Genomic DNA, 26,397 nt, shown 5'->3' with positions numbered 1-26,397 from the left:
TCCGTCCGCGCCCGGGCGGCCTCGACCCGCGAGACGACCGTGGTGCCCACGGCGCCCGCCCGTCGGGCTCACCGTCGCGAGCGGCGGCGGCGAGGATCGAGCCGCAGCTCGCGCTGATCCGCGGCACACCGCGCGAGTCCGGCCTGTCGGAGGGTGGTGTCGTCGCAGTCGGACGGCGTGGGACCGGCCGGCCCCACGCCGGCCGGGTACGCCGAGGCCACCGGTCGCGGCTTCCCCCGGCCGACGATCGTGCGTCCCCTCGGAATGTTTCAAAGGAGCACATCGCCATGGCACGGCCATTCATTGTGGCGTCACACCTTCCTTCGTGCCCATTTGCAGGAATGGGCGTATTCAGAGATGGTGCCGGACGGGTGAATGAATCATGCGCGCTGCATTTTCCTGGCTGAACCCGGACGCGGACGGAATCTGGAGCGACGACCCGAACTCCGCGGTCGAGGAGCTGTTGCGCGCGGTCACCGTCGACCACGTTGGCGCCCTGCTCGTCGGGACGCCCGAGGACCGTCGAGCGGTGACCCAGGAGGCCGTCGACCGGCTCCGGGCCGAACGCCCGGTCTACCACCTCCACGGCAGCGAGTTCGTCGCCGATCTCCCGTACGGCGCGCTCTCGATCCTTCAGGCCCGCTCGGACGTCGGTCCCGCGCCGACCTGGTTCCGGATGGCGAAGGTCCTCGGCGACTTCCTCGCGCCCGAGGGGCAGGAACCGGCCGTGGTCTTCCTCAGCCGTCCGCGGCAGATGGACCAGGGATCGATCACCGTGCTCGCCCAGCTGGCCCACCAGCGGCGGGTCGTCCTCGTCGTGCAGTGCGACCGCACGACCGACGTGCCGGCCGATCTTGCCGCCCTCGCACGGGCCGGCAACCTCGCGCGGGTCGGCGTCCGTCCGCTCACGCCGAGCGGGACCCGTGCCCTCCTCGTCGACCATCTCGGCGGGCCCGTCTCCCGCGTGGCCGCCACGGTGCTGTGGCGGTACGGCGGCGGGCACCTCGGCAGGCTCCGCAGCATCGCCGACGACTGCGTCGCCTCCGGGAAGCTGCGCCGGTCGGACGGCCGGTGGGTCCTCGTCGACGGCCCGCTGCAGAGCGGCCGGGGCATCCCGGGCGAGGACGTCGTGCTGCGCCGCCTCCCCGCCGACCGCCGCGCCCTCCTCGAGGCGCTGGCGGTGCGCGGCTGCGTCGAGGTGGGCGGGCTCGTCCACGACGACTCCGGACGCGAGCTGGACGCCCTCCAGGCCCAGGGCATCGTCACGATGCGACGCACGCCGTCGGGCACGCTGGCGCAGGTCGAGCCGATGTGGCGCGACCGAGTCCTCGCCGGGCTCGAGCCCGAGCGGAGACAGGCCCTCGAGCAGGAAGCGACGGCGCGCGACGGACTCGCCCGCACGCTGAACCGTGCGCAGGACCTCCTCGCCTCGGTCGACGTCGGGGGCGCGCTCGCCGTGCTCGCGACCGTCCCCGCACTCGACGACCCGCGACCAGGTCCCGCGGACCCCGACCTCGCACCGCACGGTCCCGAGGAGCACGACGACGCACCCCCGCCAGGTGCGGCGGCGGATGTGCGGGGCCACCTGGTGTGGATGAGCGCCCGGGCACTCCTCGCGGCCGGCGACGTCGGCGGGGCCGACTCGCTGGTGACGGCCGCCGCACGTGCGGGGGACCCGTGCCTCATCGTGCTGTCCGCGACGATCGCCGCGCTCGTGGGCGACCGGCCGCGCAGCGAGCGCCTGCTCGCCGAGACGCGCGCGACCCAGGAGGGCAGCCGGCTCGACCCGCGCCCGGCGGGGCGCAACCGCGAGACCGTGCGGCTGCGCGCCGAGGCGACCTGCGCGGAGCTCCTCGCGCTCGGTGACGACCAGGACGCCGCGCGCTCGCTCGTGGCCGGCCTCGACTCCACGCTGTCCACGTTCCGCGCGCGGGGCGTGCTCGACAGCGTGATCGGGCCCTACGACCGCGCGGCGATCGCGGTGTCCATGCTCGAGACCACCGTGCGGTGCGGGGACCTCGAGCTCGCCCGGGCGATGGCCCAGGGGCTCGTGGTCGCCCGGCACGGCAACCCGCAGGCGGTGCTCGACGCCGAGCTGGTGCTCGCCGCCGTCGACCTGCTCGTCGGCCTGCCCGACCGTGCGGAGGAGGCTGCCCTGGAGCTGGTGGAGCAGGCGCGGGCGATGGGGAACGACCATGCCGAGGAGGTGGCTCTGACGATCGTCGAGTCGTGCCGGTCGGGGACCGGACGTCTCGACGAGACGTCGGTGCCGCGGTGGACGGAGCAGCGGGTGCGCCGGGCCGCGGACGGTCCGACCCAGTGGGGCCGGCTGGGCTGGTTGACGGCCGTCATCGGTGCGGTGACGCCCGATCCCGACCGCGCCGATGCCGGCGCCCCTGCCCGCCTCGCGGTGCTGGCCGACCGTGCGGCCGCGGCGGGCCACCACCTCGTCGAGATGCACGCGCTGCTGTCCGCGGCCCTGGTCGGCGACCGCGGGGTCGCCGACCGGCTCAGGGCGGTGGCCGCACGGACGCAGGCGGTCGTCTCGCGCGCCTGCGAAGCGCTCGGGGACGCCGTGCTCGACGACGACCACGTGCGGTCGGCGGCCGCCCTGACGGAGATGGCCGAGGCCGGGTACCTGGCCTGGCGCTACAGCGGCCCGGCGTCGATGATCGCGAGCCTCCCGGCGGCGAACGCGCGCCGGCTCGCCGGGGCGGTGGCACGGATCCAGGTGCCCGCCGCCCCGCAGGCGGCGGACGACACCCCGGGCTGGCTGCAGGCGCTGACGCCGCGTGAGCGGGAGATCGCCGGGATGGTGGTCGACGGGCTCTCGAACGCGTCGATCGCCCGCCGGCACAGCATCTCCGTCCGCACGGTCGAGGGACACCTCAACCAGGTGTACGCCAAGCTGCAGGTCCGCGGGCGGTGGGGGCTGAGCCGGCTCGCCGCCGAGTCGCCCGCGCTGCGCACGGCCGGGGACCCGGCATGACGGTCACCGCCGTCCCGCTGTGGGGTGCCGAGCTGGCCGCCCTGCACGACCGGCTCGCGGACGTCGACCGCGCGGGGGTCGTCGTCGTCGGCGGCCCCGGGTCCGGCACGACCTCGCTCGTCGGGGCGCTCCTGGCCGACGGGGTGGGGCCGGCCTCCCTCACCCTGCAGTGCGGGCCCGCCCTCGTCGACGTCCCCTACGGGGCGCTCGCCCCGTTCCTCACGGACCTCGATGCCGTCCGTGGCCCGGTCGACGTGCTGGCGGCCGTGCAGGCACGCCTGGACGGGCTGACCGGGCGCGGGGCGGCCGGCGCCGGCTCGCGCCCCGTCATCGTGGTGGAGGACTGCCAGTTCCTCGACGCGGCCAGCGCGTTCGTCCTCGCGCTGCTCGCCCAGAACCGTGAGGCGCTCCTGGTCGCCACCAGCGTGGGACTGCGGGGGGAGTCGGGCCTGGGCGCCCTGGTCGACACCGGACTCCTCGCCACCGTGACGATGCCGCCCATGGGGCACGACCAGACGCGTGACCTGTGCGCCTCGCTCGCCGGCGGCCGTCCCACGGACGGCGCCGTCGGGACAGTCGTCGGGATGACGGGAGGCATGCCCGGCCTCGTCGTCGCCTACATGGCCTCGGCCGCGAGCCAGGGGCAGATCGTGCGCGCGGAGGACGAGCACCGAGGCGGCCCCGGCGCGGACCTGTGGACCCTGCTGCGCCCGGCGCCGGCGGTCGACGAACGCCTCGTCGAGGTCGTCGAGGGCATGCAGTCCGAGCTCACCGAGCAGCAGCAGACGGTGGTGACCATGCTGGCGCTGGCCGGCAGGATGCCGGCGGCGGAGCTGCGCGCGCACGTGGGCGACCAGGTGGAGGACCTCGCCGACACGCACGTCACGCGGCCCGCCGAGGGCGGGACGGTCGAGCTGTCGGCCGAGCTCTACAGCGAGGTGCTCCGCACGATCACCCCGCCCGGTCGCGGCGCCGAGCTCCTCGCCCGCTGGGGAGCCGCCGGGAGTCACGCCGACGGCCGCGCCCTGCGGGGCCTGCCCGCCCGGAGCGTGGCGTGGGCGCTGGACAACGGGCTCCCCGTGGCCGATGTGGACCGGGTGGCCGCCGGGTACGAGCACCTGGCCGCGCGCGACCTGGCCGCCGCATGGTTCCTCGCGGCCCGGAGCGAGGACTCCTCGTGCGAGCGGATCGTGGCGCTGCGCGCCGAGGTCATGCTCGCCGCGACGCGGTCGGACTCCGGAGGCGCCGACCTCACCCGGCTCGTCGACACCACCGCCGACACCGACCTGCTGGTCGAGGCGCTGGTCGCTCTCGCCATGGACCGCGTCTGCAGCGGCGGCGCCCCGACCCCCGTCGCCGCGCTCGCCGAGGTCTGGCTCGAGTGCCAGGCCCGGGCGCTGCGGAGCGGGCGACCGGCCCCCGTGGTGCCCGTGCGCGTCGCCACCTGGCTGTCGGCGATCGACCGGCTCGACGCCCCCGGCGACGCGGCACGCCTGCTCGACACCTCGGCCGGGCTCACGACCGACCCGACGCTCCCGCCGGCGCTCCGGTGCGTCGCGCACTGGGTGCGCCGACGTCTCCTCACGCGGGCGGGGCGGCTCGTCGACGCGGTCGAGGAGGCCACGCGCGCCCACGCCCTCGCCTCGGCCGACCCGCGGACCCGCGCGCGCGTCGGCGGTCACGCCGCGGCCTACCTGGTGGAGTCGCTCCTGCTGGTGGGAGACCTGGCCGGCGCGGACCGGGTGCTCGCCGAGCAGCACGGCGGATCGAGCCACCGCTGGCACGCATGGGCGGGGACGGTCCAGGCGATGCGGGGCGCGCTCGAGCTCGCCCGCGGCCGGACCCGGCTCGCGCTGCGGCTGCTCCGGGACGCCGGCCCGGACCTCGACCGCTGGGACCCGGTCCACCTCACCCCGCTCGTCCGCTCGCTCGAGGCCGCCGCCTCCCCGCTGCCCGTCGGCGCACCGTCGGGTCGCGCCGGCGGACTCGCGGACCGGCTGCGCACCGAGGGCGGGTACGGCACCACCGAGCAGCGGCTGCTCGCCCTGACGATCGCCGAGATCGTCGACGACCCGGACGCGCCCGACCCGGACCGGGCGCCGCTCTGGCGACGTCTCGCCGAGGCCCCGGGGCTCGCGGATCACCCGGCCGTGCTCTGGCAGGCCCTCCTGGTCGCGGCCGCCGTGCGTGACCCGGACGGCGACCATGCCGAGCTGCTCGCCGGCATCCACGCGGCGAGCACGAGGCTCGACGGCAGACGGGCCGAGCGGGTCGCCCGTGCCTACGACCCGTCGATCGCCGACGACCCGGTCCGCCTCGCACAGGTCGCCGACCGCTGTCGCGGCGACGGCGACCCGGCGCTCGCCGCCGACACCTGGGCGCGCGTGGTCCGTCTGCACCACGGGGCGAACGACCTGCGGCGGCGCGGCGAGGCCCTGCGGCACCTGCAGGACGCGGTCGGTGCGCTCGGCGGGGTACCCGGCCGCTACGTGCGCGCGGCCCTCGACCTCGGCGCCCTCACCCCGAGGGAGCGGGAGATCGTCGCCCTGGCACTGGAGGGGCACCGGAGCGTGGAGATCGCCCGGATCCTCGTCGTCTCCCCCCGTACGGTCGAGGGACACCTCTACCGGGTGTTCAACAAGCTCGGCATCAGCGACCGCGCCGAGCTGCGCGACGTCTGGCGCTGACCGTCCCCGTCGCCTGACCGTCGCCACGAGCCGACCGTCCCCATCGCCCGAGCGCCCCCGGTCCCGCGACCGGGGGCGCTCGTCGCGTGCGGTCCCGGGACCGCACGCGCCCGCCGCGTCCGGGTGGTCGTGCGCGCGGGGGACGTGGGTCCAGGTGCCGTCCGGGTGGTCGGTGCGCGAGGCGGCCGCCGGCGCAGGTGGCAGCGGGCGGTGAGCGAGTAGCGGCCACGGATGCCGCCCCACGGGCACGTTCCTAGTGTCGTTCCCGAGCCGGCGGACCCGCCGCCGGAGCGCCGGAGACGTCCCCCCGACACCGCCGGAGCTGCCATCCCCCCGGAGCCCCTCGTGCCTCAGCAGTCGACGACGACCGACCACGCCACCACCGACCGGCGCACCGGCACCCTGTCCCGCACCGACGCGGGCGGGGCCGGCGCACCCGTCGACCTCCTCACCCCTCCGACCGGCCTCGACGTCGGCGTCGCGAGCCCCGCGCCGGCCGCACCGAGCCCCCTGCGCCCCGAGGTCGCCCCGAGCCAGGGTGCCGACCGCCGCGCGACCCACTGGTCCGCCAGCTACCGCCACCGCGTCCTCGCCACCGACCTCGCGGTCCTGCTCCTCGTCGTCGGGATCGGTGCCCTGGCCTCGCCCCGCCGGGGCGAGGGACCTGCGGAGGTCGCGATCGGCGTCGGGCTCGGTCTCGTGTGGCTCCTCGCGCTCCAGCTCTTCCGTACGCGCTCCCCGCGGCGGATGGCGGTCGGGGCCGAGGAGTACAAGCGGGTGGTCAACGCGACGGCGGCCACGGCGGGGGTGGCCTGCGCGGCCGCGGTACTGCTCGGCCCCGTGGCCTTCGCGGCCGTCCGCCCCCATCTCGTCCTCACCGTCCCGGTCGGCCTGCTCGCCCTCCTGCTCGGCCGGTGGTCGTGGCGGTCCTGGCTCCACACGCTGCGGCTGCGCGGCGCCGCCCTGTCGGACGTCGTCGTGGTCGGCGAGCAGTCCGACGTCGCCTACGTGACCCGGCAGATCGCCCGGCGCTCGGCCGTCTGCTACCGGGTGGTCGGCGTCGTCCTCGACACGGACCGCCCGCCGGCGGACCCGGCCACCCCGGGCGCGCCGCAGCCGGCCGCGCCCCTCGCCCCGCCCGGGGCGACGGCTCCGCCCACCTACTACGGGACCGAGCGCGTGCCGCAGGCGGTGACCGAGTTCGGGGCGGACGCCGTCATCGTGGCCGGCCCCCTGTCCGGCGGGACCCGGGCGATCCGCACGCTCGGCTGGGCGCTCGAGCCGACCAGGACCGAGCTCGTGCTCGTCTCGAGCCTCCTCGACGTCGCCGGTCCCCGGATCACGATGCGCCCCGTCGAGGGACTGCCGCTCATGCACGTCGACCGGCCCCGGTTCGAGGGCGGCCGCCACGTGGTCAAGCGGGCCCTCGACATCGTGGGGTCGACCGCGGCGCTGCTGCTCATGCTGCCCCTGTTCGCGGTCATCGCGATCCTCGTCCGGCGCGACTCGCCCGGGGGCGCGTTCTTCACCCAGACGCGCACGGGCCGGCACGGCCGGGCGTTCCGGATGAACAAGTTCCGCACGATGGTCACCACCGCCGAGGCGGACCGGGCGGCGCTCGCGGCACGCAACGAGGGTGCCGGGCCGCTGTTCAAGCTCAAGGACGACCCGCGGGTGACGAGGCTCGGTGCCGTGCTGCGCCGGCACTCCCTCGACGAGCTGCCGCAGTTCTGGAACGTCCTGCGCGGCGACATGTCGCTCGTGGGTCCCCGGCCGCCGCTGCCCGAGGAGGTGGCCGCGTACGAGGGCCACACCGGCCGGCGGCTCTACATCAAGCCGGGCCTGACGGGGCTCTGGCAGATCAGCGGGCGGTCGAACCTCGACTGGGAGGAGAGCGTCCGGCTCGACCTCTACTACGTCGAGAACTGGTCGGTCACAGGCGATCTCATGATCATGTGGCGGACCTTCAAGGTCATGGTCAGACCCGAAGGAGCGTACTGATGAGCATCGAGCCCGACGACACCCTGCACCCCCCGCTGCGGGCGGCGGTGATCGGTGCCGGGTACTGGGGCCCGAACCTCGCCCGCAACTTCGCGATGAGCACCGAGTGGGAGCTCGTGGCGGTGTGCGACACCGACCTCGAGCGCGCCGGCCGGCTCGCCCGACGTACGGGGCAGCCCGACGTCGTCGGATCGGTCGGCGAGCTGCTCGCCCGGGACGACGTCGACGCCGTGGCGATCGCCACCCCCGCGCGGACCCACCACGCGATCGCCATGGCGGCGATCGCCGCCGGGAAGCACGTCGTGGTGGAGAAGCCGCTGGCGGACACGACCGCGCGGGGTCGCGAGATGGTCGAGGCCGCCGACCGCGCCGGGACCGTGCTCATGGCCGACCACACGTACTGCTACACGCCCGCCGTCCTACGGATCAAGGAGCTCGTCGAGGCGGGCGAGCTCGGTGAGATCCTCTACGTGGACTCCACCCGGATCAACCTCGGGCTCGTCCAGCCCGACGTCGACGTCTTCTGGGACCTCGCCCCGCACGACCTGTCGATCCTCGACTTCGTGCTCCCCGGCGGCCTGGACCCCCTCAGCGTCGCGGCCGAGGGGGCGGACCCGCTCGACGCCGGCAAGGCCTGCGTCGGCTACCTCTCCCTGCCCCAGCGCTCGGGAGCCCACGTCCACGTCAACGTCAACTGGCTCTCGCCGACGAAGATCCGCCGGATGGTCATCGGTGGCAGCCGCCGCACCCTCGTCTGGGACGACCTCAACCCGCAGCAGCGCCTGAGCATCTTCGACCGCGGGGTCGACCTGGCGCGGCAGGAGGAGGTCCTCGGCGACACCGCCTCGCGCACGGACGTGACGATCTCCTACCGGACGGGCGACACGTGGTCGCCCGCGCTGTCCGAGTTCGAGCCGCTCGGCCTCATGGTCAGCCAGCTCGCGGCCTCCGTCCGCGACGGGTCGGTGCCCCCGACCGACGGACGGTCCGCCCTCCGTGTCCTCGAGGTGCTCGAGGCCGCGAGCGACTCCCTGGCCGGCAGGGGCCGGCACGTCGGCCTCGGCCGGTCGGTCGCCGTGGGGGCGGGGGACGCCCGCGCGTTCGAAGGGGTGCGGTGATGTCGGAGGTGACCACGCTGGACGGTGCCCGTGTCGTCGTCACCGGCGGTGCGGGGTTCATCGGCAGCCATGTCGTCGACGCGCTGCTGCGCGACCGGCGGCCGAGATCCGTCACCGTGGTGGACGACCTGACCAACGGTCGGCGCGAGAACCTGGCCACCTGGAGCGACGACCCGCGGATGGCTCTCGTCGTCGGCGACGTCCGCGACCGGTCCGTCATGGACGCCGTCCTCGAGGACGCGGACGTGGTCATGCACCTCGCGTGCCTGGGCGTGCGCCACAGCCTGCACTCGCCCGAGGAGAACCACTCGGTCAACGCGGACGGCTCGTTGACGGTGGGGCTGGCGGCGCGCGACGCCGGGGTCCGCCTGCTGCTGCACGTGAGCAGCAGCGAGGTCTTCGGCACCGCCCAGTACGCGCCGATGGACGAGCGACACCCGACCTGGCCGGAGACCGTCTACGGCGGAGCGAAGCTGGCCGGCGAGGCATACGCGCGGGCGATGGGACGGACGTACGGCCTTCCCGTGATCGTCGCCCGACCGTTCAACACATACGGCACCCGCAGCCACCACGAGGGGGACAGCGGGGAGATCATCCCGCGCACGATCGTGCGGATGCTCGCCGGTCACGCACCCGTGCTCTACGGCACGGGCGAGCAGACCCGCGACTTCATGCACGTGCGCGACACCGCCGCCGGGCTCGTCGCGCTCGCCGAGTGCCCCGCGGCCATCGGCGAGACCGTCAACCTCGGGACCGGCAGGGAGCTCGCCATGCGCGAGGTCTGCGAGGTGATCGCCGACGCCGTGGGGCGGCCCGACCTCGCGCCGGAGCTGCTGCCGGCACGCCCCGGCGACGTCGGCCGGCTGATGGTCGACGCCACGCGGATGGAGATGCTCACGGGATGGGCGCCGCGGACGGAGCTCGTCGACGGGATCGCCGAGCTCGTCTCGTGGTTCCGCGCGTCCGGGAGGACCGCGGACGAGCTGGCCGCCGAGGCGTCGACGACCAACTGGGGTCGGGCCGTGCCCGCCGCCCTCCGTGACGGGACGACCGCCGGCCGCGTTCTCGCACCGGCGCAGGCGGCCTCGCGATGAGCATCGAGGCTGCCGCGATGGACCGCATCAGCGTGATGAGGCCGTGGCTCGGGGCCGAGGAGATCGAGGCCGTCGCCGATGTCATCACCTCCGGGTGGGTGGCGCAGGGCCCGCGCACCGCCGACTTCGAGCGGGCGTTCAGCCAGGCGCAGGGGGTCCCCTTCGGGGTGGCGACGTCGTCGTGCACGACCGCCCTGCACCTCGCCCTCAAAGTCGCGGACGTCGGACCGGGCGACGACGTCGTCGTCCCCTCGCTGTCCTTCATCGCCACCGCGAACGCGCCGACCTACGTGGGGGCGCGTCCCGTCTTCGCCGACGTCGACCCCACCACCGGCAACGTCACCGCGGCCACGGTCGAGGCGGCCCTCACCCCGGCGACGACCGCCGTCATCGTGGTCGACCAGGGCGGTGTCCCCGTCGACCTCGGCCCGCTGCGGGAGCTGTGCGACCGGCGCTCGCTCGTCCTCATCGAGGACGCGGCGTGCGGCGCCGGCTCGACCTACGCCGGCGAGCCTGTGGGGGTCGGCGCGGACCTCACCACGTGGTCCTTCCACCCGCGCAAGCTGCTGACCACCGGCGAGGGCGGGATGCTCACGACCTGCCACCCCGAGTGGGCGGCGCGCGCACGACGCCTCCGCGAGCACGCGATGGACGTCTCCGCGGCCGACCGGCACACCGCGGTGCTCGCCGCCAAGGAGTCCTACACCGAGATCGGCTTCAACTACCGGATGACCGACCTGCAGGCTGCCCTCGGCCTCGTCCAGCTCGGTCGCCTGCCCGAGATGGTCCGGCGTCGCCGATCGCTCGCGGCCGACTACCGCACCGTGCTCGACAGCCTCCCGGACCTGCGCTGCGTGGCCGACCCGCCCTGGGGGACGACCAACTTCCAGTCCTTCTGGGTCGAGGTCCTCCCCGGCTTCCCGATGGGACGCGACGACCTGCTGGCCTGGCTCGCGGCCGACGGGATCTCCGCCCGCCGCGGCATCATGGCGGCCCACCTCGAGCCGGCCTACGCCGGGCACACCGGCACGCTCGGCCCACTGCCCGCGACCGAGCGGCTCACGCGCTCGACGATCATCCTCCCGATGTTCCACGCGATGACGGCCGAGGAGCTGGGGCGGGTGGTCGACAGCCTCGTCCTGGCGTCCCGGTCCCCGCAGCGGCCCTCGCGCCGGAGCCCGCTGGACGGGAGCCGGTGATGGCCGACATCCTCCTCGTCGCCGCGAGCGGTCTCGCCCGGGAGACGCTCGCCTCGGTCCGGGACGCCGGCACGGACCGGGTGGTCGGCATCCTCGACGACGACCCGGCGCTCGCCGGGACCACCGTGTCGGGGGTCCCGGTCCTCGGACCCGCCGCGCTGGCCGCGCAGCGGTCGGAGCGGCTGCTGCTCTGCCCCGGGCAGGGGGCCGCGCGGATCGCGCTGGCCGCCCGGTTGGCCGACCTCGGCGTGGGTGCCGAGCGGTACGCCGTGCACGTCCACCCCTCGGTCGTCATCGGCGCCGGCTCCGCCGTCGGCGCCGGCTCGATCCTGCTCGCGGGCTGCGTCCTCACCTGCGACGTCACCGTCGGTGAGCACGTCGTCCTCATGCCGCGCACGGTGCTCACCCACGACGACGAGCTCGCCGACGGCGTCACGTGCGCCGCCGGGGTCACGCTCGCCGGTCGGGTGCGCGTCGGGGAGCGGGCCTACCTCGGGATGCAGACGAGCGTCCGCCAGGACGTGCGCGTCGGAGCCGACGCCACGCTCGGGATGGGCGCGGTGGTGCTGCGCGACGTGCCGCCCGGCCGGACCTGGGTCGGCGCGCCGGCCGCCGAGCTCCGTCGCGACCGCGCCGGTGGTCCCGCACTGCCGCACCCGCGCCCCGTCGGGGTGCTGCCCCTGCTCACCTCCCACGGACGGATACGCGTGCCATGAGGATCCTCGTCTGCACCCCCGCGCTCGACATGGCCGGCAGCCGGCTCCAGGCGGTCGGGCTCGCCGACGCCGTGCGTCGCCGCGGGCACGAGCCCGTGCTCTACGCGCCGACCGGCGTGCTCGCCGAGCTCGTCGAGGCCGCCGGCCTGCCCTGGGTCCCCGCGCCGTCGGACATCTCCTCCCGCGCCTGGTCGCGGGGCCTCGCCGGGGTCGCCCGCGGGTGGGACGTCGACCTCGTCCACACCTACGAGTGGGCGCCGTCCCTGCGCGCGGCGTTCTCCGCCGGCCGCCGGTTGCCGCTGCTCATGACAGTCCTGGCCGCCGGGGCGCCGCGGTTCCTGCCCGCGCACGTGCCTCTCGTGGTCGGGACGCCCGCGCTCGCGGAGCGCGCGGCGGTGCGCGGCGGCGCCGTCCATCTCCTCGAGCCCGCCGTGCACACGGGCGACGCGGGGGGCGCGGGCGACCGCGCGGAACGGCTCCGGGCAGACGCCCGCGCCCGGTGGGGCATCGACGCGGACGAGCTCGTCGTCGGCACGGTCACCATGCTCACGACGGACCACGAGCGGCTCCAGGGCGTCCTCGAGGCCATCCGGGTGGTCGACCGGCTCTCCGGGACCGAGCGAGTGAGCCTCCTGGTCGCCGGTGACGGTGAGGGGCGGCAGGCCGTCGAGACCCGTGCCGCCGCGGTCAACGAGCGGCACGGCCGGGTCGTCGTACGGACGGTCGGGCTCCGGCTCGACCCCGACCCGGTCTACGCCGCCTCCGACGTCGTGCTCGGGATGGGGTCCTCCGCGATCCGGGCGATGGCCCACGCCCGACCGCTCGTCGTCCAGGGCGAGGCGGGCTTCTGGCGGGTCGCGGACTGGACCTCCGTGCGCGAGCTCCGCCACGAGGGGTGGTTCGGGCGCGGTGGTGCCGGCGCCCGCGACCTGCGCGACGCGCTCGTCCGCCTCGCGGCCGACCCGGCGCTCCGCGGCCGCCTCGGCGAGCTCGGCCGGAACGTCGTCTCCGAGCACCACGACCTCGACCGGGCGGCCGACCGGCTGGCCGACATCTACCTCGACACCGTGGGTGGACGCACGACCCGGACGGAGGCGGTGCGCTCCCTGGCGACCTCCGCGGCCGCCGGCGCCCGCTTCTACGCCGACCGACGACTCGGCTCCGTGGTCACCCGCGAGCGCTGGGCCCGAGAAGGAGCACTCCCATGACCACCCACCGACCCTCGACCGGGGACACCTCGACGATGGCCATCGTCACCCCGACCTACCGGCCGGACTTCCACAGCTTCCGGCGGCTCCACGACTCGGTGCTCAGGCACACCGACGAGTCGGTCGTGCACCACGCGGCCGTGCCGGGCATCGACGTCGACCTCTACCGGGGCATCGACTCGCCGCGGCTCGCGGTCTGGTCCTACCAGGAGGTCGTCCCCGAGGGCATCATCCCCACCGACCGGCTGGCGGCCGCCACTCGGAGAGTGCCCTTCCTGTCCCGGCGGCTCAACTGCGCGGGCGTGAGTCGGCGGAGGCCCTGGCAGCCGATCCGCGGGTGGGTGATGCAGCAGCTCATCAAGCTCAACATGGCGGCCCACGTCGACGCCGACGCGCTCGTCTTCGTCGACTCCGACGTCGTCCTCGTCCGGCGCACCCACGTGTCCGACTTCGTCCGCGACGGGTCCGTGCACTTCTACAGCAAGGACGGCGGCATCACCCGCAGCATGCACCGCCACCACCGGTGGTGCCAGGTCGCCCACGAGCTCCTGGGCCTGCCGTGGCAGGACCGCGACGCCTACCCGGACCACGTGGCGGGGATCGTCACCTACGACCGTGAGCTCGTGGACGCCGGCCTGGGCCGGGTGGAGGAGGTCACCGGTCGGCCGTGGGCGGTGGCGCTCGCGCGGCACCTGCACCTGAGCGAGGACGTCCTGTACGGCACGTACGTGCGCCACTTCGGTCGACCGAAGGACAGGGACTACGAGTCGGGGACGCCCCGGTGCCACAGCCACTGGTCCCCGACCCCGATGGACGCCGCGGAGGCCGACGACTTCGTCGAGGGCTTCGGACCGGAGCACCGGGCCGTCCACATCCAGTCGACGTCGGACACGGACGACGCCCTCGTCCGATCGATCGTCTCGCAGCTCGAGAAGGAGTACGCCTGATGTCCACCACGCAGCTCGCCGCGCCGGCAGGGCCGGCCGCCGATCCCACGCCCCTGGACGACGCCGCCCCCGTCCCCTTCCTCGACCTCGTCGCCCAACAGCTCGAGGTCGACGCCGAGGTCCGCGAGGGCCTGGAGCAGGTGCTCGCCACGGCCGGGTTCATCGGCGGCCCCTGGATCGACCGGTTCGAGCGGGCCTACGCCGACGCCGTCGGGGTCGGTCACTGCATCGGCGTGGGCAGCGGGACCGACGCGCTCGAGCTCGCCCTGCGCGGCGTCGGCGTCTCGCCCGGCGGCGAGGTCATCCTCCCGGCGAACACCTTCATCGCCACCGCCGAGGCGGTGAGCCGGATCGGCGCGGTGCCCGTGCTCGTCGACGTCGACCCCGACCACCTCCTCATCGACCCGAGCGCGGTCGAGGCCGCCGTCACCGACCGGACCCAGGCGATCGTCCCGGTCCACCTGTTCGGCCAGGCGGCGTTCGTCGAGCAGCTGGCTGTGGTCGCGGAGCGGGAGGGCGCGGTGATCGTCGAGGACGCGGCCCAGTCCCAGGGCGCCACCCGGCACGGACGGCCAGCCGGCTCGCTCGGTGCCGCGGCCGGCACGAGCTTCTACCCGGGCAAGAACCTCGGGGCGGCCGGCGACGCGGGAGCCGTCCTCACCGACGACGCCGACGCCGCCGCCCACGTCCGACGGCTCGGGAACCACGGGAGCGCCACGAAGTACCACCACGACGTCATCGGCATGAACTCCCGGCTCGACGCCGTGCAGGCCGTGGTGCTGTCCGCCAAGCTCCGCCGACTGGCCGCCTGGAACGAGGCCCGCCGAGCCGCCGCCGCCCGGTACGCCGAGCTCCTGGGGGACGTCGAGGGCGTGCGCCTCCCGTTCGCCGCCGAGGGGAACGAGCACGTGTGGCACCTCTACCCGGTGCGGGTCGCGGACCGGGACGCGGTCCTCGACCGGCTCCGGGTCGCCGGCATCGGTGCGGGCGTGCACTACCCGGTGCCGGTCCACCTCACGGGTGCCTACGCCGACCTCGGGCACGCGCACGGGTCGTTCCCCGTCACCGAGACCGCGGCGGGCACCATGATCTCGCTGCCGATGTTCCCGCACATCACGCCGGACCAGCAGGAACGGGTGGCCGAGGTCCTGCGGGCCGCCGTCGAGGTGCCGCGGTGACGACCGTCGTCCGCCCCCGGGAGGCGACCTCGACATGAGGATCGTCGTCTGCCCGCACGACATGGGCATGGGCGGCAGCCAGATCAACGCCCTCGACCTCGCTGCCGCGGTCCGCGACCGCGGGCACGAGGTGGTGGTCTACGCCCCGCCCGGTCCGCTCGTCGAGCGCGCGCGGGCCGCCGGACTGGACTGGCGTCCTGCGGCCACGGGGCTGCGGCTCTCGCTGCCCTGGGCCCTCGGGCTCATGCGACTCGTGCGTGAGTGGCGCGCGGACCTCGTGCACGCCTACGAGTGGGCGCCGTCGATGGGTGCCTCCCTCGGGGCGCACGGGTGGCTCGACACCCCGCTCGTCATGACGGTGCTGTCGATGGAGGTCCCCGGCTTCCTGCCGCGCCATCTCGACCTCGTCGTCGGCACCGAACGACTCGCCGCCGAGGCCGCGGGGGAGGGCTTCGCGCACCGCCACGTCCTCGAGCCGCCGATCGACACCGCGCTCGACACCCCGCGTCCGGCGGGGCCCGCGCGTCGCAGCCTCGGCCTGGACGAGGGCGGACCGGTGGTGAGCGTGGTCGGCCGGCTGACCACGGACCTCGACAAGTCCGCGGGGGTGATCGCTGCGATCGCCGCGGTGGGCACGCTCGCGGAGCGGCTCCCGGTCACCCTCCTCGTGGCGGGCGACGGCGACGACGCCGCCCGGGTCCGGATCGCCGCCGACGAGGTGAACGACCGGCACGGGCGACCCGTCGTCCGCATGCCAGGCACTCTCCTGGACCCCGGAGCCGCCTACGCCGCCGGCGACGTCGTCCTCGGGATGGGCAGCTCGATCCTGCGAGGGATGGCCCACGCCCGGCCCGCCGTCGTGCTCGGGGCGGGCGGGTACGTCCGGGCGGTGCGCGCGGACACGATGCCGGAGTTCCTTCGAGAGGGCTTCTTCGGCCACGGCGACGGAGGGCCGTACGCCCTGCGCGATCCCCTCGAGCAGCTGCTCACCGACCGCGCGGAGCGGACCCGGCTCGGCGAGTGGTCCCGACGGCTCGTCGAGCAGCGGTTCGGGCTCGACCGGGCGGCCACGGTGCTGCTCGACATCTACGCGCAGGCCCACGACAGGTCGCGCGGCGGTCGTCCCGTGCTGACCACCGCGCGGCGTGCGGCCTCCCTCGCGCGCTCCGCCGGTGCGATGTCCGGCTTCCTTCTCCACCGGGCCGGCGCGCGCCGCGGCCCACGGACCACGGCTGCGGCATGAGCGCGCCGCGCGACCTGCGTGCGGGGATCCGTCACGGGCTCGCCTGGAGCTCGGTGAGCAGCACCGTGCTCCGTCTCGGGTCGCTCGGGGTCGGCGTGTTCCTCGCCCGGATGCTCAGCCCGGGGGAGTTCGGGGTCTACGCGGTGGTCCTCACCGTCCAGACCGTGCTCATGACGCTCGCCGACCTCGGGCTCAGCGCCGACCTCGTCCGCTCGCCGGACCACGAGCGTCGCGCGCCCACGGTCGCCACACTCTCGCTCGTCATGTCGGCGGCGCTGACGCTCGCACTCGTGATCGGCTCGGGGACCGTCGCCGAGATCCTGGGTGCGCCGGAGGCCGGGCCGGTGCTCGCGGTCATGTCCCTCACCCTCGTCGTCGCCGGCGCGGGTGTGGTCCCGAACGCGGCGCTGCAGCGGGACTTCCAGCAGAAGCGGGTCTTCCTCGTCGGCGTCGCCGACTTCGTCGTCGGCACGACCGTGACGGTCGTGCTCATCCTCGCCGGGTGGGGCGTGATGGCGCTCGCCGTGGCCCGGGTCGTCGCCCAGGCCACCGCGGTCGTCCTCCAGTTCGTCCTCACCCGGCGGCGCCTGCACCTCGGGTTCGACCGGCTCCTCGTCCGCGACATCCTCGCCTTCGGCGTCCCGCTGGCCGCCGCGAACCTCCTGTCCTGGGCGCTGCTCGGCATCGACAAGATCGTGCTGTCCACCCTGGCCGGCACGACTGTCCTCGGCTTCTACTACCTCGCGTTCAACGTGGCGAACTGGCCGATGAGCGTCTTCGGCCAGATCGTCCGGTCGGTCTCGCTGCCGGCGTTCGCCCGGCTCGCCGAGGGGCGCCGCGACACCTCCTTCGCCACCGCCCTGGCACCGGTGTGGACGCTCTCGGTCCTCGCCGGGCTCATGCTGGCGACCCTGTCCGAGCCTCTCGTCGGCCTGCTCTACGGCGCACGGTGGTCGCCCGCCGTCGGGCTGCTGGCGCTGCTCGCCGTGTTCGGCGCGTTGCGCACGCCGGTCGACCTGGCGACCGCCTACCTGCTGGCGCGCGGCCGGTCGGGCTGGGTGCTGTGGCTGCAGGTGGGATGGATGCTCGCACTCGTTCCGCTGCTCGTGCTCGGTGCGCGCACGGCCGGTGGGACCGGGGCGGCCCTCGCGCAGGTTGCTGCCGCGCTCCTCCTCGTCTGCCTCGTCGGGTGGGTGCTGGCCCGGGCGGGGACCGACGTCGCCGCCGCGCGGGTGGCGCTCTGGCCGCCCCTTCTGGCTGCCGTGCCGGCGGGTGCGACCGCGCGGGGCGTGGCGGCGTTCGTCGAGAACGACCTGACGGCGCTCCTGGTCGGTGGCCTGCTCGGCACCCTCGTCTACGCCGCCCTCCTGCACCGCTGGTTCCTGGCGCGCCTCGCGCAAGCCCGTGAGCTGGGCTCCGACGGAGTGCTCGGAACCGCGGACGACGCACCGGCGGAGCCCGCGACGGACGGCGCCGGCCCGACACCCGTGCCCGCGCCCGTCCCCGTCCGCACGCCCACGAAGGAGTCGGCATGACCCTGTCCCAGGAACGCCGCGCCACCGGACGTGACCCGGTCGGCCGACGGCTGCGCGTCCCCCCCGTGCCGGTGGCTGTCGGGCCGGGGGAGCGCGCGAGCGTCACCGTCGTCGTCCCGTGCTTCAACTACGGGCGCTACCTCGTCGAGTCGGTCTCCAGCGTGCTCGAGCAGCCCGGCGTCGACGTCGACGTGGTCGTCGTCGACGACCTCTCCACCGACGACAGCGCGGCCGTCGCCGACACGTTGGCCGCAGCCGACGACCGGGTCCGGGTCGTCCGCATGCCGGAGAACCGGGGACCGGTCGCCGCGTTCAACGCCGGGCTCGAGCACGTCACCGGCGAGTTCCTCGTCCGGCTCGACGCCGACGACCTGCTGACGCCCGGCTCCCTGGCCCGTGCGGTCGCACTCGTCCGCGCCCACCCGTCCGTCGGACTCGTCTACGGCCACCCGAGCCACTTCGTCGAGGGCGGCCCGCGGCGCCCGGCGCGGACCACCGCCTCCGCCTGGACGATCTGGCCCGGCCACCAGTGGGTGCAGGACCGGTGCGCCGACGGGTACAACGTCATCACGTCCGCCGAGGTCGTCATGCGGTCCGACCTCGTCGCCCGTGTGGGCGGGCAGCTTCCGCTCGCCCACACGCACGACATGGAGATGTGGCTGCGGCTCGCCGCGTTCGGCGACGTCGGGTACGTCCACGGCGCGGACCAGGCGTGGCACCGCGACCACGACCTCAGCCTCTCCGCGCGCGAGGTCGACGTCGTCGTCGACCTCGCCGAGCGCCGGCTCGCCTTCCACGCCCTGTTCGACGGCGCGGCCGGCGGACTCGGGTGGGCGGCCGCCGCCCGGCGAACGGCCGACGCTGCGCTCGACCGGCAGGTGCTCGACACGATGACCCACGAGCTCGACGTCCACGGAGCGGTGACGGAGACCTACCTCCGGCTCGACGGGATGGCGATCGCACCGACTTCCGCCAACCTCCGACGCAAGCGGGCGATCGCTCGCCGGGCGGCACGCGGGCGCCGACCGGTGGACGTCCTCGCCGGGACCGCCCGGCGTGCCCGTGACCGCGTGCGACGCGCATGGACCGAACGCAGCTGGCACCGGAACGGGGTGTACTGACATGGGACTGACCGAGAACGTCCGAGCGAGCCTGCGCAGGGACGGGCTGCGCGGCACCGCGGGCACGATCGCCCGCCGTGGGGTCGAGCGCCTCGGCGCCGCGCGGGCCTGGGACGAGCCGCGGCTGCCCCTGCGGGACGAGCACGTCCACGTCGGCCCTCCTCCGCCGCCGATCCCCGGCCGGCAGAAGGAGAGCCTCGAGGTGGGCTGGGTCTGCACGCCTCCGGGCGCCGGCTCCGGAGGGCACACGACCCTGTTCCGCATGGTCCGAGCCATGGCCGAGCGCGGTCACCGGTGCACGCTCGTCCTCTACGACGCCACCGACGACGACGTCGCGCGCCGCGAGGAGACGATCCGCCGGTGGTGGCCGGGCCTCCCGGCGGGCGTCGCGAGCGTCGCGGACGGTCTGGACCGGTACGACGCCGTGGTGGCGAGCTCGTGGCAGACCGCCCACGTCGTGGCGTCGCTGCACGGCGGTGCGGTCCCCTTCTACTTCGTCCAGGACTACGAGGCCTACTTCTACCCGCGTGGCTACCTCTACGACCTCGCCGAGGCGACGTACACGATGGGACTGCAGACCATCGCCCTCGGCGGGATGGTCGCCGCGGCGATGCGCCGGGAGGCGGGTGCCGAGCCCGACCTCGTCGTCCCGTTCGGGTGCGACGTGGAGACCTACCGACTGCTTCCCGGGCGTCAGGAGACGCGCCGCGGCGTCGTCTACTACGCCAAGCGGAACGTCGACCGCCGCGGCTACCTGCTCGCGCGACGGACCCTCGAGCTGTTCCACGAGCGGTGCCCGGACGAGCCGATCCATGTGGTCGGCGACCGCATCCCGGGGTGGCGGGTCCCTGCGGTCCAGCACGGCTCGCTCCCGCCGCAGGAGCTCAACCGGTTGTACAACGAGGTGGTCGCGGGCCTGGCGATGTCGTTCACGAACATCTCCCTCGTGGCGGCCGAGATGCTGGCCGCCGGCAGCGTCACCGTGCTCAACGACGATCCTGGACCGCGGCTCGACCTCGAGCACCCGGAGGCCACCTGGGTGCCCGGACGTCCCGAGGCGCTCGCCGACGCCCTGGCCGCAGCCGTCGCGGTGTCGGACCCGGCCGATCGTGCCGACCGCGCCGCGCGCATCGCCGCCCGTCGGCCGCGTGGCTGGGACGTGGCGCAGCGGATGACCGCGGAGATGGTGGAGGACCGCGTCCGGACCGGGACGGGGCGCTACCCGTCGGCCGCCGAGCGGTCCGTGCGCGCGATCCGCCAGGACGCGCCGGCGGCCCCGTAGGAGAGGAAGAGCAGTCCCGCGCTGATGGGGAACGAGAGCCCGTCGAAGAAGGCGAGGGTGAGCGATCCGGCGGCGATCCCGGCCGCCAGGGCAGGTCCGGTGGCCAGCGAGTGCGAGACGGCCGGCGCCGGTGCGCCGCCGGGGCCGGCCACCCGGGGACGAGGGGCGGAACGCCACGCGCAGGCGATGCTCGTGAGGACGACCGCGGCGAACGCCGCGAGACCGAGGACACCGAGCTCGACGAGGATGAGCAGGAACTGGTTGTCGAGGATCAGCTCGTTCGGCTGGAACGTCCCGTACCCGTGGCCCAGCCACCAGTGCCGGCCGACGATCTCCAGGACCACGTCGCTGCTGCCCGTGCGGGACACCGTGCTGGCGTCGGACCCGATGGCGGTGAACAGGCCGAGCATCGTGCCGACCAGCCCGGGGACCGCGACCAGCATGGCCGCGCCGAGGAGGACACCGAGCAGTGCCCCCCGGAGCCGGTAGGCCGGGGGGACGCGGGGGGCGAGGACGAGCAGCCCGAACGCGACCCCGATGAGGGTCGACCGGGAGACCGACAGCGCCACGGCGAGCGCGATCAGCCCGGCCGGCAGCCACCGGACGAACCACGGACGACGCAGCTCGCTCATCCCCAGGGCGAGGGCGAGGGGGAGGGTGAGGCACAGCAGCGTCCCGTACTCGAGCGGGTGGGACGCGGTGCCGGCCGCGCGGACGAATCCGCCGCGGTCCATCACTCCCGCGAAGGAGCCGTCGACTGCGAACCCGGGGAGCGAGATCGAGGTGACCAGCGGTTGCCCGGTGACGAACTGGGCCAGCCCGAGGACGGACATCAGCGCGCCGGCCCAGGCGACCCGGCGCACGAGGGCGAGCAGCCGGGCCCTGGTCCGGATCCCGTCGAGCGCGACGAGCGCCACGCCGGACCAGCTGAGCACGCGGATCAGGCCGCTGTCTGCCGCGGCCGCCAGGTGCGTCGGCAACCCGTGCAGGGCCCCCATGCCGTACGCGGTCGCGACCACCGCGAGGAGCACGGCGAGGGCGACCCCGACGGGAGACGTGCGGCGGTGTCCGCGCCCGCCGCGGGAGACCGCCGTGAACGCCCACCACGCGAGGCCGGCCAGTCCCCACAGGAGGGAGAGCTGCCCCATCGTGCCCAGCGCGGGGATGACGAGGTAGGACGGGATCCCGAGCAGCAGCACGAGGTAGACGGTCAGGAAGGTCACCGCGTCGAACCGGACGCGGCGCGTGGCGGGGGTGCCGTCCGGCGGGACGACGACGGCGTGGTCGGCGAGCGTCATCCGGTCCGCCCCACGGACGTCTCGGACCGGTCCCTGCGCAGCTGCGTCCCCGCCCGGTCCAGCCCGGAGGCGACGGCGGTCGCGGCGCCGAGCGCGACGAGACCGAGGACCGCCGCCCCTTTGACCGCGCTGGAATCGGTCCTGCCGATCGAACCGATCGTGAACGTGTCCTCCTGCCAGAGCAGGCGGATCCGCGCGGCGGCGGGAACGCCGGAGCCGACCTGGATGTCGGTCGTCACCTCCGCCACCTGGGCGATCGTCGTGCGGATGGTGGCCAGGGCGGCGGCCTCCGTCGGCCCCGTCGCCGTCACGATCATCGACGGCCGGTCCTGCCACTCCTGCCACTGCGTGCCGGACCGGGACGAGGTGACCGAGACGCCGTCGAGGACCTGGTTGCCGAACAGGGAGGCGTTCGGGGTGGAGAGCTGGGTCGACGGGTAGCGCGCGTCGTACGCCTCGTCGACCGCGGCCGTGAAGGCGAGCATCGTCTCCAGGGAGAAGACGTACGGCGTCTCGGCCGAGAACTCGGGCGGCGGGCTGAGGGTGAGCTCCGCCCGGATCGTGGTGGCGCGCGGGGGAGCGGGTGCCGACAGCACCACGACGCCGAGTGCCACCAGGGCCACGAGGTACACGTACCAGCGGCGTCGGACGAGACTCGCCGCACCGCTCCTCATCGGTCCGGCGGGCCCGCGGACGCGGTGGCCAGCTCCGTCTCGCGCGGAACGGCGTCGTCCGCGGGCTCGTCCTGCGCCTCGGTGGTCGTGCCGCGCGCCGCTGCGTCGTCGTCCGTCGCTGCCTCCGTGACGTCCGGCCGGACGTCGGCGGCCGCCTCCCCGGGAGCGGTCGTGCCGTCGTGAGCCGGCCCGGTCTCCGCAGCCCCCGCGGCCTGTGGGTCCGTCACCGCGTTCAGGGGCTCCACCGGTGGACCGTCTCCCACGGCTCGATCGGTCGCGGCCGGCTCGATCTCGGCCGACCGGCGTTCGCGGCGACGCATCAGTGCGCCGTCGACGAGACCGGCGACCAGGAGCGTGCCCAGCCCGCCGGCGCCGAGGACGACGATGGCCAGGCGGGCGGCGGCGGTCCGGCTCGCGGTGGCGGAGTCGGCGAGGACCAGCGGCGAGGCACCGAGCCGTTGGCCGTCGGGGAGCCCGACCTCGTCCTGCATGGCGTCGAGGTTCTCCTCGACGTTCTCCAGGGCCCCGTGCATGACGGCGAGGGCGTCCTCGGGGGTCGCGCCCTCCACGGCCACCGTGACGATCGGGGACTGCGTGGTCGGGTCGGAGCCGAGCGTGTACGCGGTCCCCGGGTGCTCGGCCACGACGGACGTGTAGTTCTCGGTCGATCCCGCCCGGCGCAGCAGGACGTCGCGGGCGTCGATCATGCCGTTGAGGTAGAGGTACGGGTTTCCCTCGGCGCCCACGGTGTCGGTGGACGGCATGAGCAGGAGACTGCCCGTGGCCTCGTACGTGGTGGGGATCGACCGGTAGGCGTACCACCCGCCGGCAGCGGTGAGGCAGAGGCCGAGCAGCAGGACGTACCAGCGCCGCAGCAGGGTCGCGATCGTGTCACTGAGCTGCATGAGGGGCTCCTCCTCGTTCCCGGGGCACCCGGCTGCTCTCGTCCCGTTCCCACCCGGGGTCCGCCGACCGCGACCGCCGGGTCAGTCGGGGGACCGCCGCCAGCGCGGCGTAGACCGCGGCGTCGACGAGGGTCCGCGGGCCGCGCACCGAGGCGAGCAGCTCACGTGCCGTCGACCCCGCCGACGACGACGACGAACGGCCAGTCGACGACCTGCCCGACGACGAACGGCCGGACCCTGCACCAGCCGGAGCCGCGCCCGGCGACGCCGCGGTACGTGGATGCCGCGCGGCCCGCCCACGCTGCTCGGCCGGCCCCCGGTGCTGGCGCCGGAGCACCCGCAGCAGCGAGGCGACGTCCCGCGGCGTGCGGACGGGGACCGGGGGAGCGGCGACGACGACCTTCTCGTCGTCGTCGAAGGCCTGGTCCACGAAGTAGTCGTCCGCCGTGACGTCCGGGAAGGATCCGATCCGGGCGTGCCCCGCCTCGCTGAGCCCGAACACGCCGGCTCCCCAGATCGCGGCACTCGTGCTCGGCAGCCGGCGCCGCGCCCGGTAGTACGCGGTGACCGGCCAGCGCGCCGTGCCCGTGTCGTACCGGAAGGCCGGGCGGGCGACGAGCGCGCCGTCGGCGAGGGTCTCGAGGAGCCGCCGCAGCGTGGCCGGGGCGAGCTCGATGTCGGCGTCGAGGTACACGCGCGGCCAGTGCGTGGCCGCCCGGTCGCCCGCGTTGAGCGCCGCGGTCTTGGACGCGACGTCGATCTCGACCACCCGGACGCCGGCGACGGCCGCGGCGCGGGCCGCGGTCCCGTCGGTGCACCCGTTGCACACGACGACGACCTCGACCCGGCCGGTGGCGAGCGCGGGCGCGAGGGCGGCAAGGGTCCGTCCCACGACCGCCGCCTCGTCGTGCGCCGGGACGACGACGGTGCCGCGCGGGTGCTCGGCGGGGGCGCCCGCCGGACGCACCGCCGGCTCGTCGACCGGTCCCGCCGCCGGACCCGCGGCGGCCCCCGTCACGGGAACCGCCCCCGACGCCGGTCCCGCTGCCGGCCCGGGCAGCGTGTCCCACCGCGCCTCGTCGGCCACGACCCCGAGCACGCCACGGCGACCCGGCCGGTGCGCCCGCAGCGCCTCGGAGAGCAGCGTGCCCGCCCACCAGCGCCGCGCGACGCCCGCGCCGTGGTGCTTGCGCGCGTACCGCACGAGGTTGACCGCCATGAGGGCCCGCAGGCGCGGGGAGGTCCCGGACCCCGCGCCGGCGTGGACCATCGTGGCGCGCGGCTCGTACCGGGCGACGAGCCCGAGGTCGCGTGCGCGGCGGAAGTAGTCGGTCTCCTCGGAGTAGAGGAAGAACCGCTCGTCCCACTCGCCGATAGTGCGTGCCGCTGACGCGCTCACGAGGATCGCCGCCCCGGTCGCCCAGTCGATCTCGTGGCCGAACTGGTAGCTCTCCGGGGCGAGGTCGGTGCCGCCGAGGGCCGCCGGCCGCCGGGGCCACCGGTTGCCGAGGACCGCGTCGCCGAGGACGGTCGCGGCCGTGGGCTCCCGGTACAGCGACATCGCCGTGGCGCCGTACGTGTCGACGAGCCGGGGGACCACGAGGTCGGCGTGGCCCGAGCGCAGGACCGCCAGCAGCTCGGCGACCGCCCCGGGCCGGACCTCGAGGTCCGGGTTGAGGACGAGCAGCGCCTCGGCGTCGCCCGCCGCGCGCGCGGCGACGTTGATCCCGGCGGCGTACCCGAGGTTGCCGCCGGTGGGTACGACGACGACGTCCGGGTGCGCCGCGAGCCGCTCGAGCGTGCCGTCGGTGGAGGAGTTGTCGGCCACGACCACCCGGAGGCGCAGGTCCTCGGCCTCGGTGCGGAGGCTGTCGATCAGCGACTCGACGTGCTCGGCGCTGTCGTAGGTGACCACGAGGGCGGCGACCTCGGCCGGCGCGTCGGCCGGGACGAAGGTGCCGCCCCTCCCGGGGACGGCAGGTCCGGGCGTGGTCGACCCGGCGGGGCGGGGGGCAGCCGGTGTCACGTCCGGTGCGCTCGTCGAGCGGACCGGGGGCGACTGCACCGCCTCCGGCGGGTCGGTCGGGGGCAGCGCCCGGCTGTCGCGCCGGAGCTGGACGAGGCCCGGCGGGTCGTCGACCAGGTACCGGGTCGCGAGCCGGCGCGGCTCGCGCGCCAGGCGGTAGGCCCACTCGAGGCCGTGGTCGCTCGCGAGGCGCGGGGCACGCTGCACGGCGTCGGCGAGGAAGTCGACCACGGCGCCGAAGGCGAGCAGCACGTTCGCCCCGGTGGCCGGGCCGAAGCGGGACATCCACAGCTCCTGGCGGGGCTTGCCGAGGCCGACGACGAGCAGCTGTGCCCCCGACTCCGCGATGTCCGCGGCCAGCCGGAGGGAGGCGGCGTCGTCGGAGAGGTCGGAACGGTCGGGGGACCACATGCCGGCGACGACGAGACCCGGACGCGTCCGTGCGAGCCGTCGCGAGAGCAGGCGCTGGACGAGGTAGGAGCCGCCGACGAAGCCGACCGAGACCCCGGCCGCCTCGGCGGCGTCGAGCAGCGGGTCGGCGAGGTCGCTGCCGGCGAGGCGTGGCCAGGCGCGCCCGGTCAGGCGGTTCGCCCGGGACACCAGCGGCGCGCCGTCGAGGAGCGTGAGCCACTCGAGGGGGCGAGCGGTGCCGTCCACGTCGGTGCTCGTGGGGTGCAGCGAGTCGCCGAGCTGGTGGCGCCAGCGTCCGGTGGACCCGAACTGGACGATGTGGTCGAGGTTCGCGGAGATGACGGCGAGCGGCGGGAGCGCGGGGGTGTCGTCGTCGCGGTCGATCCCCGCCGGGCGGGACGCACGCCGGACGATCGTCGACACGGCGTCGGCCTCGCCCATGAGGTCGACGACGATGCCCGCGAGGTCCACCCGCTCGTGCGGGTGCGGGTGCGGCGTCGGGGGAGCGGGCGTGGGGGTCGGCGGTGCGTGCGGGGCCGGGACGAGCTGTGCCACGGCGTGCTGCACCACGGCGTGCTTCGCCTCGGCGTGCGGAGCAGCGGCGCCGGCCTCCGGCGCGCCGGTGACGACGGGCTCGACGACGGCCTCTCCGGCGCGCGTCTCGACGCTCGTGAGGGGGAGGTCCGGCGAGGCCGGGTCGGTGAGGGCGTCCCGGTCGGCGAGGGTGGTCATGCCGGGTCCCGGGAGGGGGGTGCGGGCGGCATC

At 75.4% G+C, this 26,397-nt stretch carries 18 protein-coding genes; 14 read left to right on the top strand and 4 right to left on the bottom strand.

Annotation, left to right across the window (positions count from 1 at the left end; translation table 11 throughout):
• The first annotated feature begins 382 nt into the window (after positions 1-382).
• From AC24FB_RS05355 to AC24FB_RS05290, 14 genes are all read left to right on the top strand, one after another.
• Complete coding sequence (locus AC24FB_RS05355; protein ID WP_425714728.1) at positions 383-2,989, top strand: helix-turn-helix transcriptional regulator; 2,607 nt, start codon at positions 383-385, stop codon at positions 2,987-2,989.
• On the top strand, positions 2,986-5,676 hold the full coding sequence (locus AC24FB_RS05350) for a LuxR C-terminal-related transcriptional regulator (RefSeq protein WP_425714729.1): 2,691 nt from the start codon (positions 2,986-2,988) through the stop codon (positions 5,674-5,676). The genes AC24FB_RS05355 and AC24FB_RS05350 overlap by 4 nt, the downstream gene beginning before the upstream one ends.
• Positions 5,677-6,021: 345 nt before the next feature.
• Positions 6,022-7,677, top strand: coding sequence for a sugar transferase (locus AC24FB_RS05345; RefSeq protein WP_425714730.1), 1,656 nt, complete (start codon positions 6,022-6,024; stop codon positions 7,675-7,677).
• Positions 7,677-8,795 (top strand): Gfo/Idh/MocA family protein, encoded by a 1,119-nt coding sequence (locus tag AC24FB_RS05340; RefSeq protein ID WP_425714731.1) that lies wholly within the window; start codon positions 7,677-7,679, stop codon positions 8,793-8,795. Before AC24FB_RS05345 ends, AC24FB_RS05340 begins: the two co-directional genes overlap by 1 nt.
• An 8-nt stretch (positions 8,796-8,803) precedes the next feature.
• Entirely contained in the window at positions 8,804-9,889 is a 1,086-nt protein-coding gene (locus AC24FB_RS05335; protein WP_487561155.1) for a dTDP-glucose 4,6-dehydratase, read from the top strand.
• Positions 9,886-11,088, top strand: coding sequence for a DegT/DnrJ/EryC1/StrS family aminotransferase (locus AC24FB_RS05330; protein WP_425714733.1), 1,203 nt, complete (start codon positions 9,886-9,888; stop codon positions 11,086-11,088). Before AC24FB_RS05335 ends, AC24FB_RS05330 begins: the two co-directional genes overlap by 4 nt.
• Positions 11,088-11,804: a NeuD/PglB/VioB family sugar acetyltransferase gene (locus tag AC24FB_RS05325; protein ID WP_425714734.1), complete on the top strand. Its 717-nt coding sequence runs from the start codon at positions 11,088-11,090 to the stop codon at positions 11,802-11,804. The genes AC24FB_RS05330 and AC24FB_RS05325 overlap by 1 nt, the downstream gene beginning before the upstream one ends.
• Positions 11,801-13,012, top strand: coding sequence for a glycosyltransferase family 4 protein (locus tag AC24FB_RS05320; RefSeq protein ID WP_425714735.1), 1,212 nt, complete (start codon positions 11,801-11,803; stop codon positions 13,010-13,012). The genes AC24FB_RS05325 and AC24FB_RS05320 overlap by 4 nt, the downstream gene beginning before the upstream one ends.
• Complete coding sequence (locus AC24FB_RS05315; protein ID WP_425714736.1) at positions 13,009-13,959, top strand: DUF6492 family protein; 951 nt, start codon at positions 13,009-13,011, stop codon at positions 13,957-13,959. The genes AC24FB_RS05320 and AC24FB_RS05315 overlap by 4 nt, the downstream gene beginning before the upstream one ends.
• Positions 13,959-15,137 carry a DegT/DnrJ/EryC1/StrS family aminotransferase gene (locus AC24FB_RS05310; protein ID WP_425714737.1) on the top strand — a complete coding sequence of 393 codons (1,179 nt, stop codon included), beginning with the start codon at positions 13,959-13,961 and terminating at the stop codon, positions 15,135-15,137. The genes AC24FB_RS05315 and AC24FB_RS05310 overlap by 1 nt, the downstream gene beginning before the upstream one ends.
• Before the next feature lie 34 nt (positions 15,138-15,171).
• A complete protein-coding gene (locus AC24FB_RS05305) occupies positions 15,172-16,380 on the top strand; it encodes a glycosyltransferase (RefSeq protein ID WP_425714738.1) in 1,209 nt (402 codons plus the stop codon).
• Positions 16,377-17,915, top strand: coding sequence for an oligosaccharide flippase family protein (locus AC24FB_RS05300; RefSeq protein ID WP_425714739.1), 1,539 nt, complete (start codon positions 16,377-16,379; stop codon positions 17,913-17,915). The genes AC24FB_RS05305 and AC24FB_RS05300 overlap by 4 nt, the downstream gene beginning before the upstream one ends.
• Positions 17,912-19,036: a glycosyltransferase family 2 protein gene (locus tag AC24FB_RS05295; protein WP_425714740.1), complete on the top strand. Its 1,125-nt coding sequence runs from the start codon at positions 17,912-17,914 to the stop codon at positions 19,034-19,036. The genes AC24FB_RS05300 and AC24FB_RS05295 overlap by 4 nt, the downstream gene beginning before the upstream one ends.
• Position 19,037: 1 nt before the next feature.
• Positions 19,038-20,318 (top strand): rhamnosyltransferase WsaF family glycosyltransferase, encoded by a 1,281-nt coding sequence (locus AC24FB_RS05290; protein ID WP_425714742.1) that lies wholly within the window; start codon positions 19,038-19,040, stop codon positions 20,316-20,318.
• Here the strand turns inward: AC24FB_RS05290 and AC24FB_RS05285 are convergent.
• Genes AC24FB_RS05285 through AC24FB_RS05270 form a run of 4 tightly spaced genes read right to left on the bottom strand, consistent with a single transcriptional unit; the run spans position 20,255 to position 26,364 of the window.
• Entirely contained in the window at positions 20,255-21,616 is a 1,362-nt protein-coding gene (locus AC24FB_RS05285; protein WP_425714743.1) for an O-antigen ligase family protein, read from the bottom strand. The two genes, AC24FB_RS05290 and AC24FB_RS05285, sit on opposite strands and share 64 nt — an antisense overlap.
• A complete protein-coding gene (locus AC24FB_RS05280) occupies positions 21,613-22,290 on the bottom strand; it encodes a hypothetical protein (protein ID WP_487561150.1) in 678 nt (225 codons plus the stop codon). Before AC24FB_RS05280 ends, AC24FB_RS05285 begins: the two co-directional genes overlap by 4 nt.
• Positions 22,287-23,195, bottom strand: coding sequence for a GumC domain-containing protein (locus AC24FB_RS05275; protein WP_425714745.1), 909 nt, complete (start codon positions 23,193-23,195; stop codon positions 22,287-22,289). The genes AC24FB_RS05280 and AC24FB_RS05275 overlap by 4 nt, the downstream gene beginning before the upstream one ends.
• Entirely contained in the window at positions 23,182-26,364 is a 3,183-nt protein-coding gene (locus AC24FB_RS05270; protein WP_425714746.1) for a WecB/TagA/CpsF family glycosyltransferase, read from the bottom strand. Before AC24FB_RS05270 ends, AC24FB_RS05275 begins: the two co-directional genes overlap by 14 nt.
• Positions 26,365-26,397 lie beyond the last annotated feature (33 nt).

The organism is Georgenia sp. Z1344, assembly GCF_057652375.1.
Note: the sequence above shows the minus strand (reverse complement) of the source record. Positions and strands in the feature narration are given on the sequence as shown.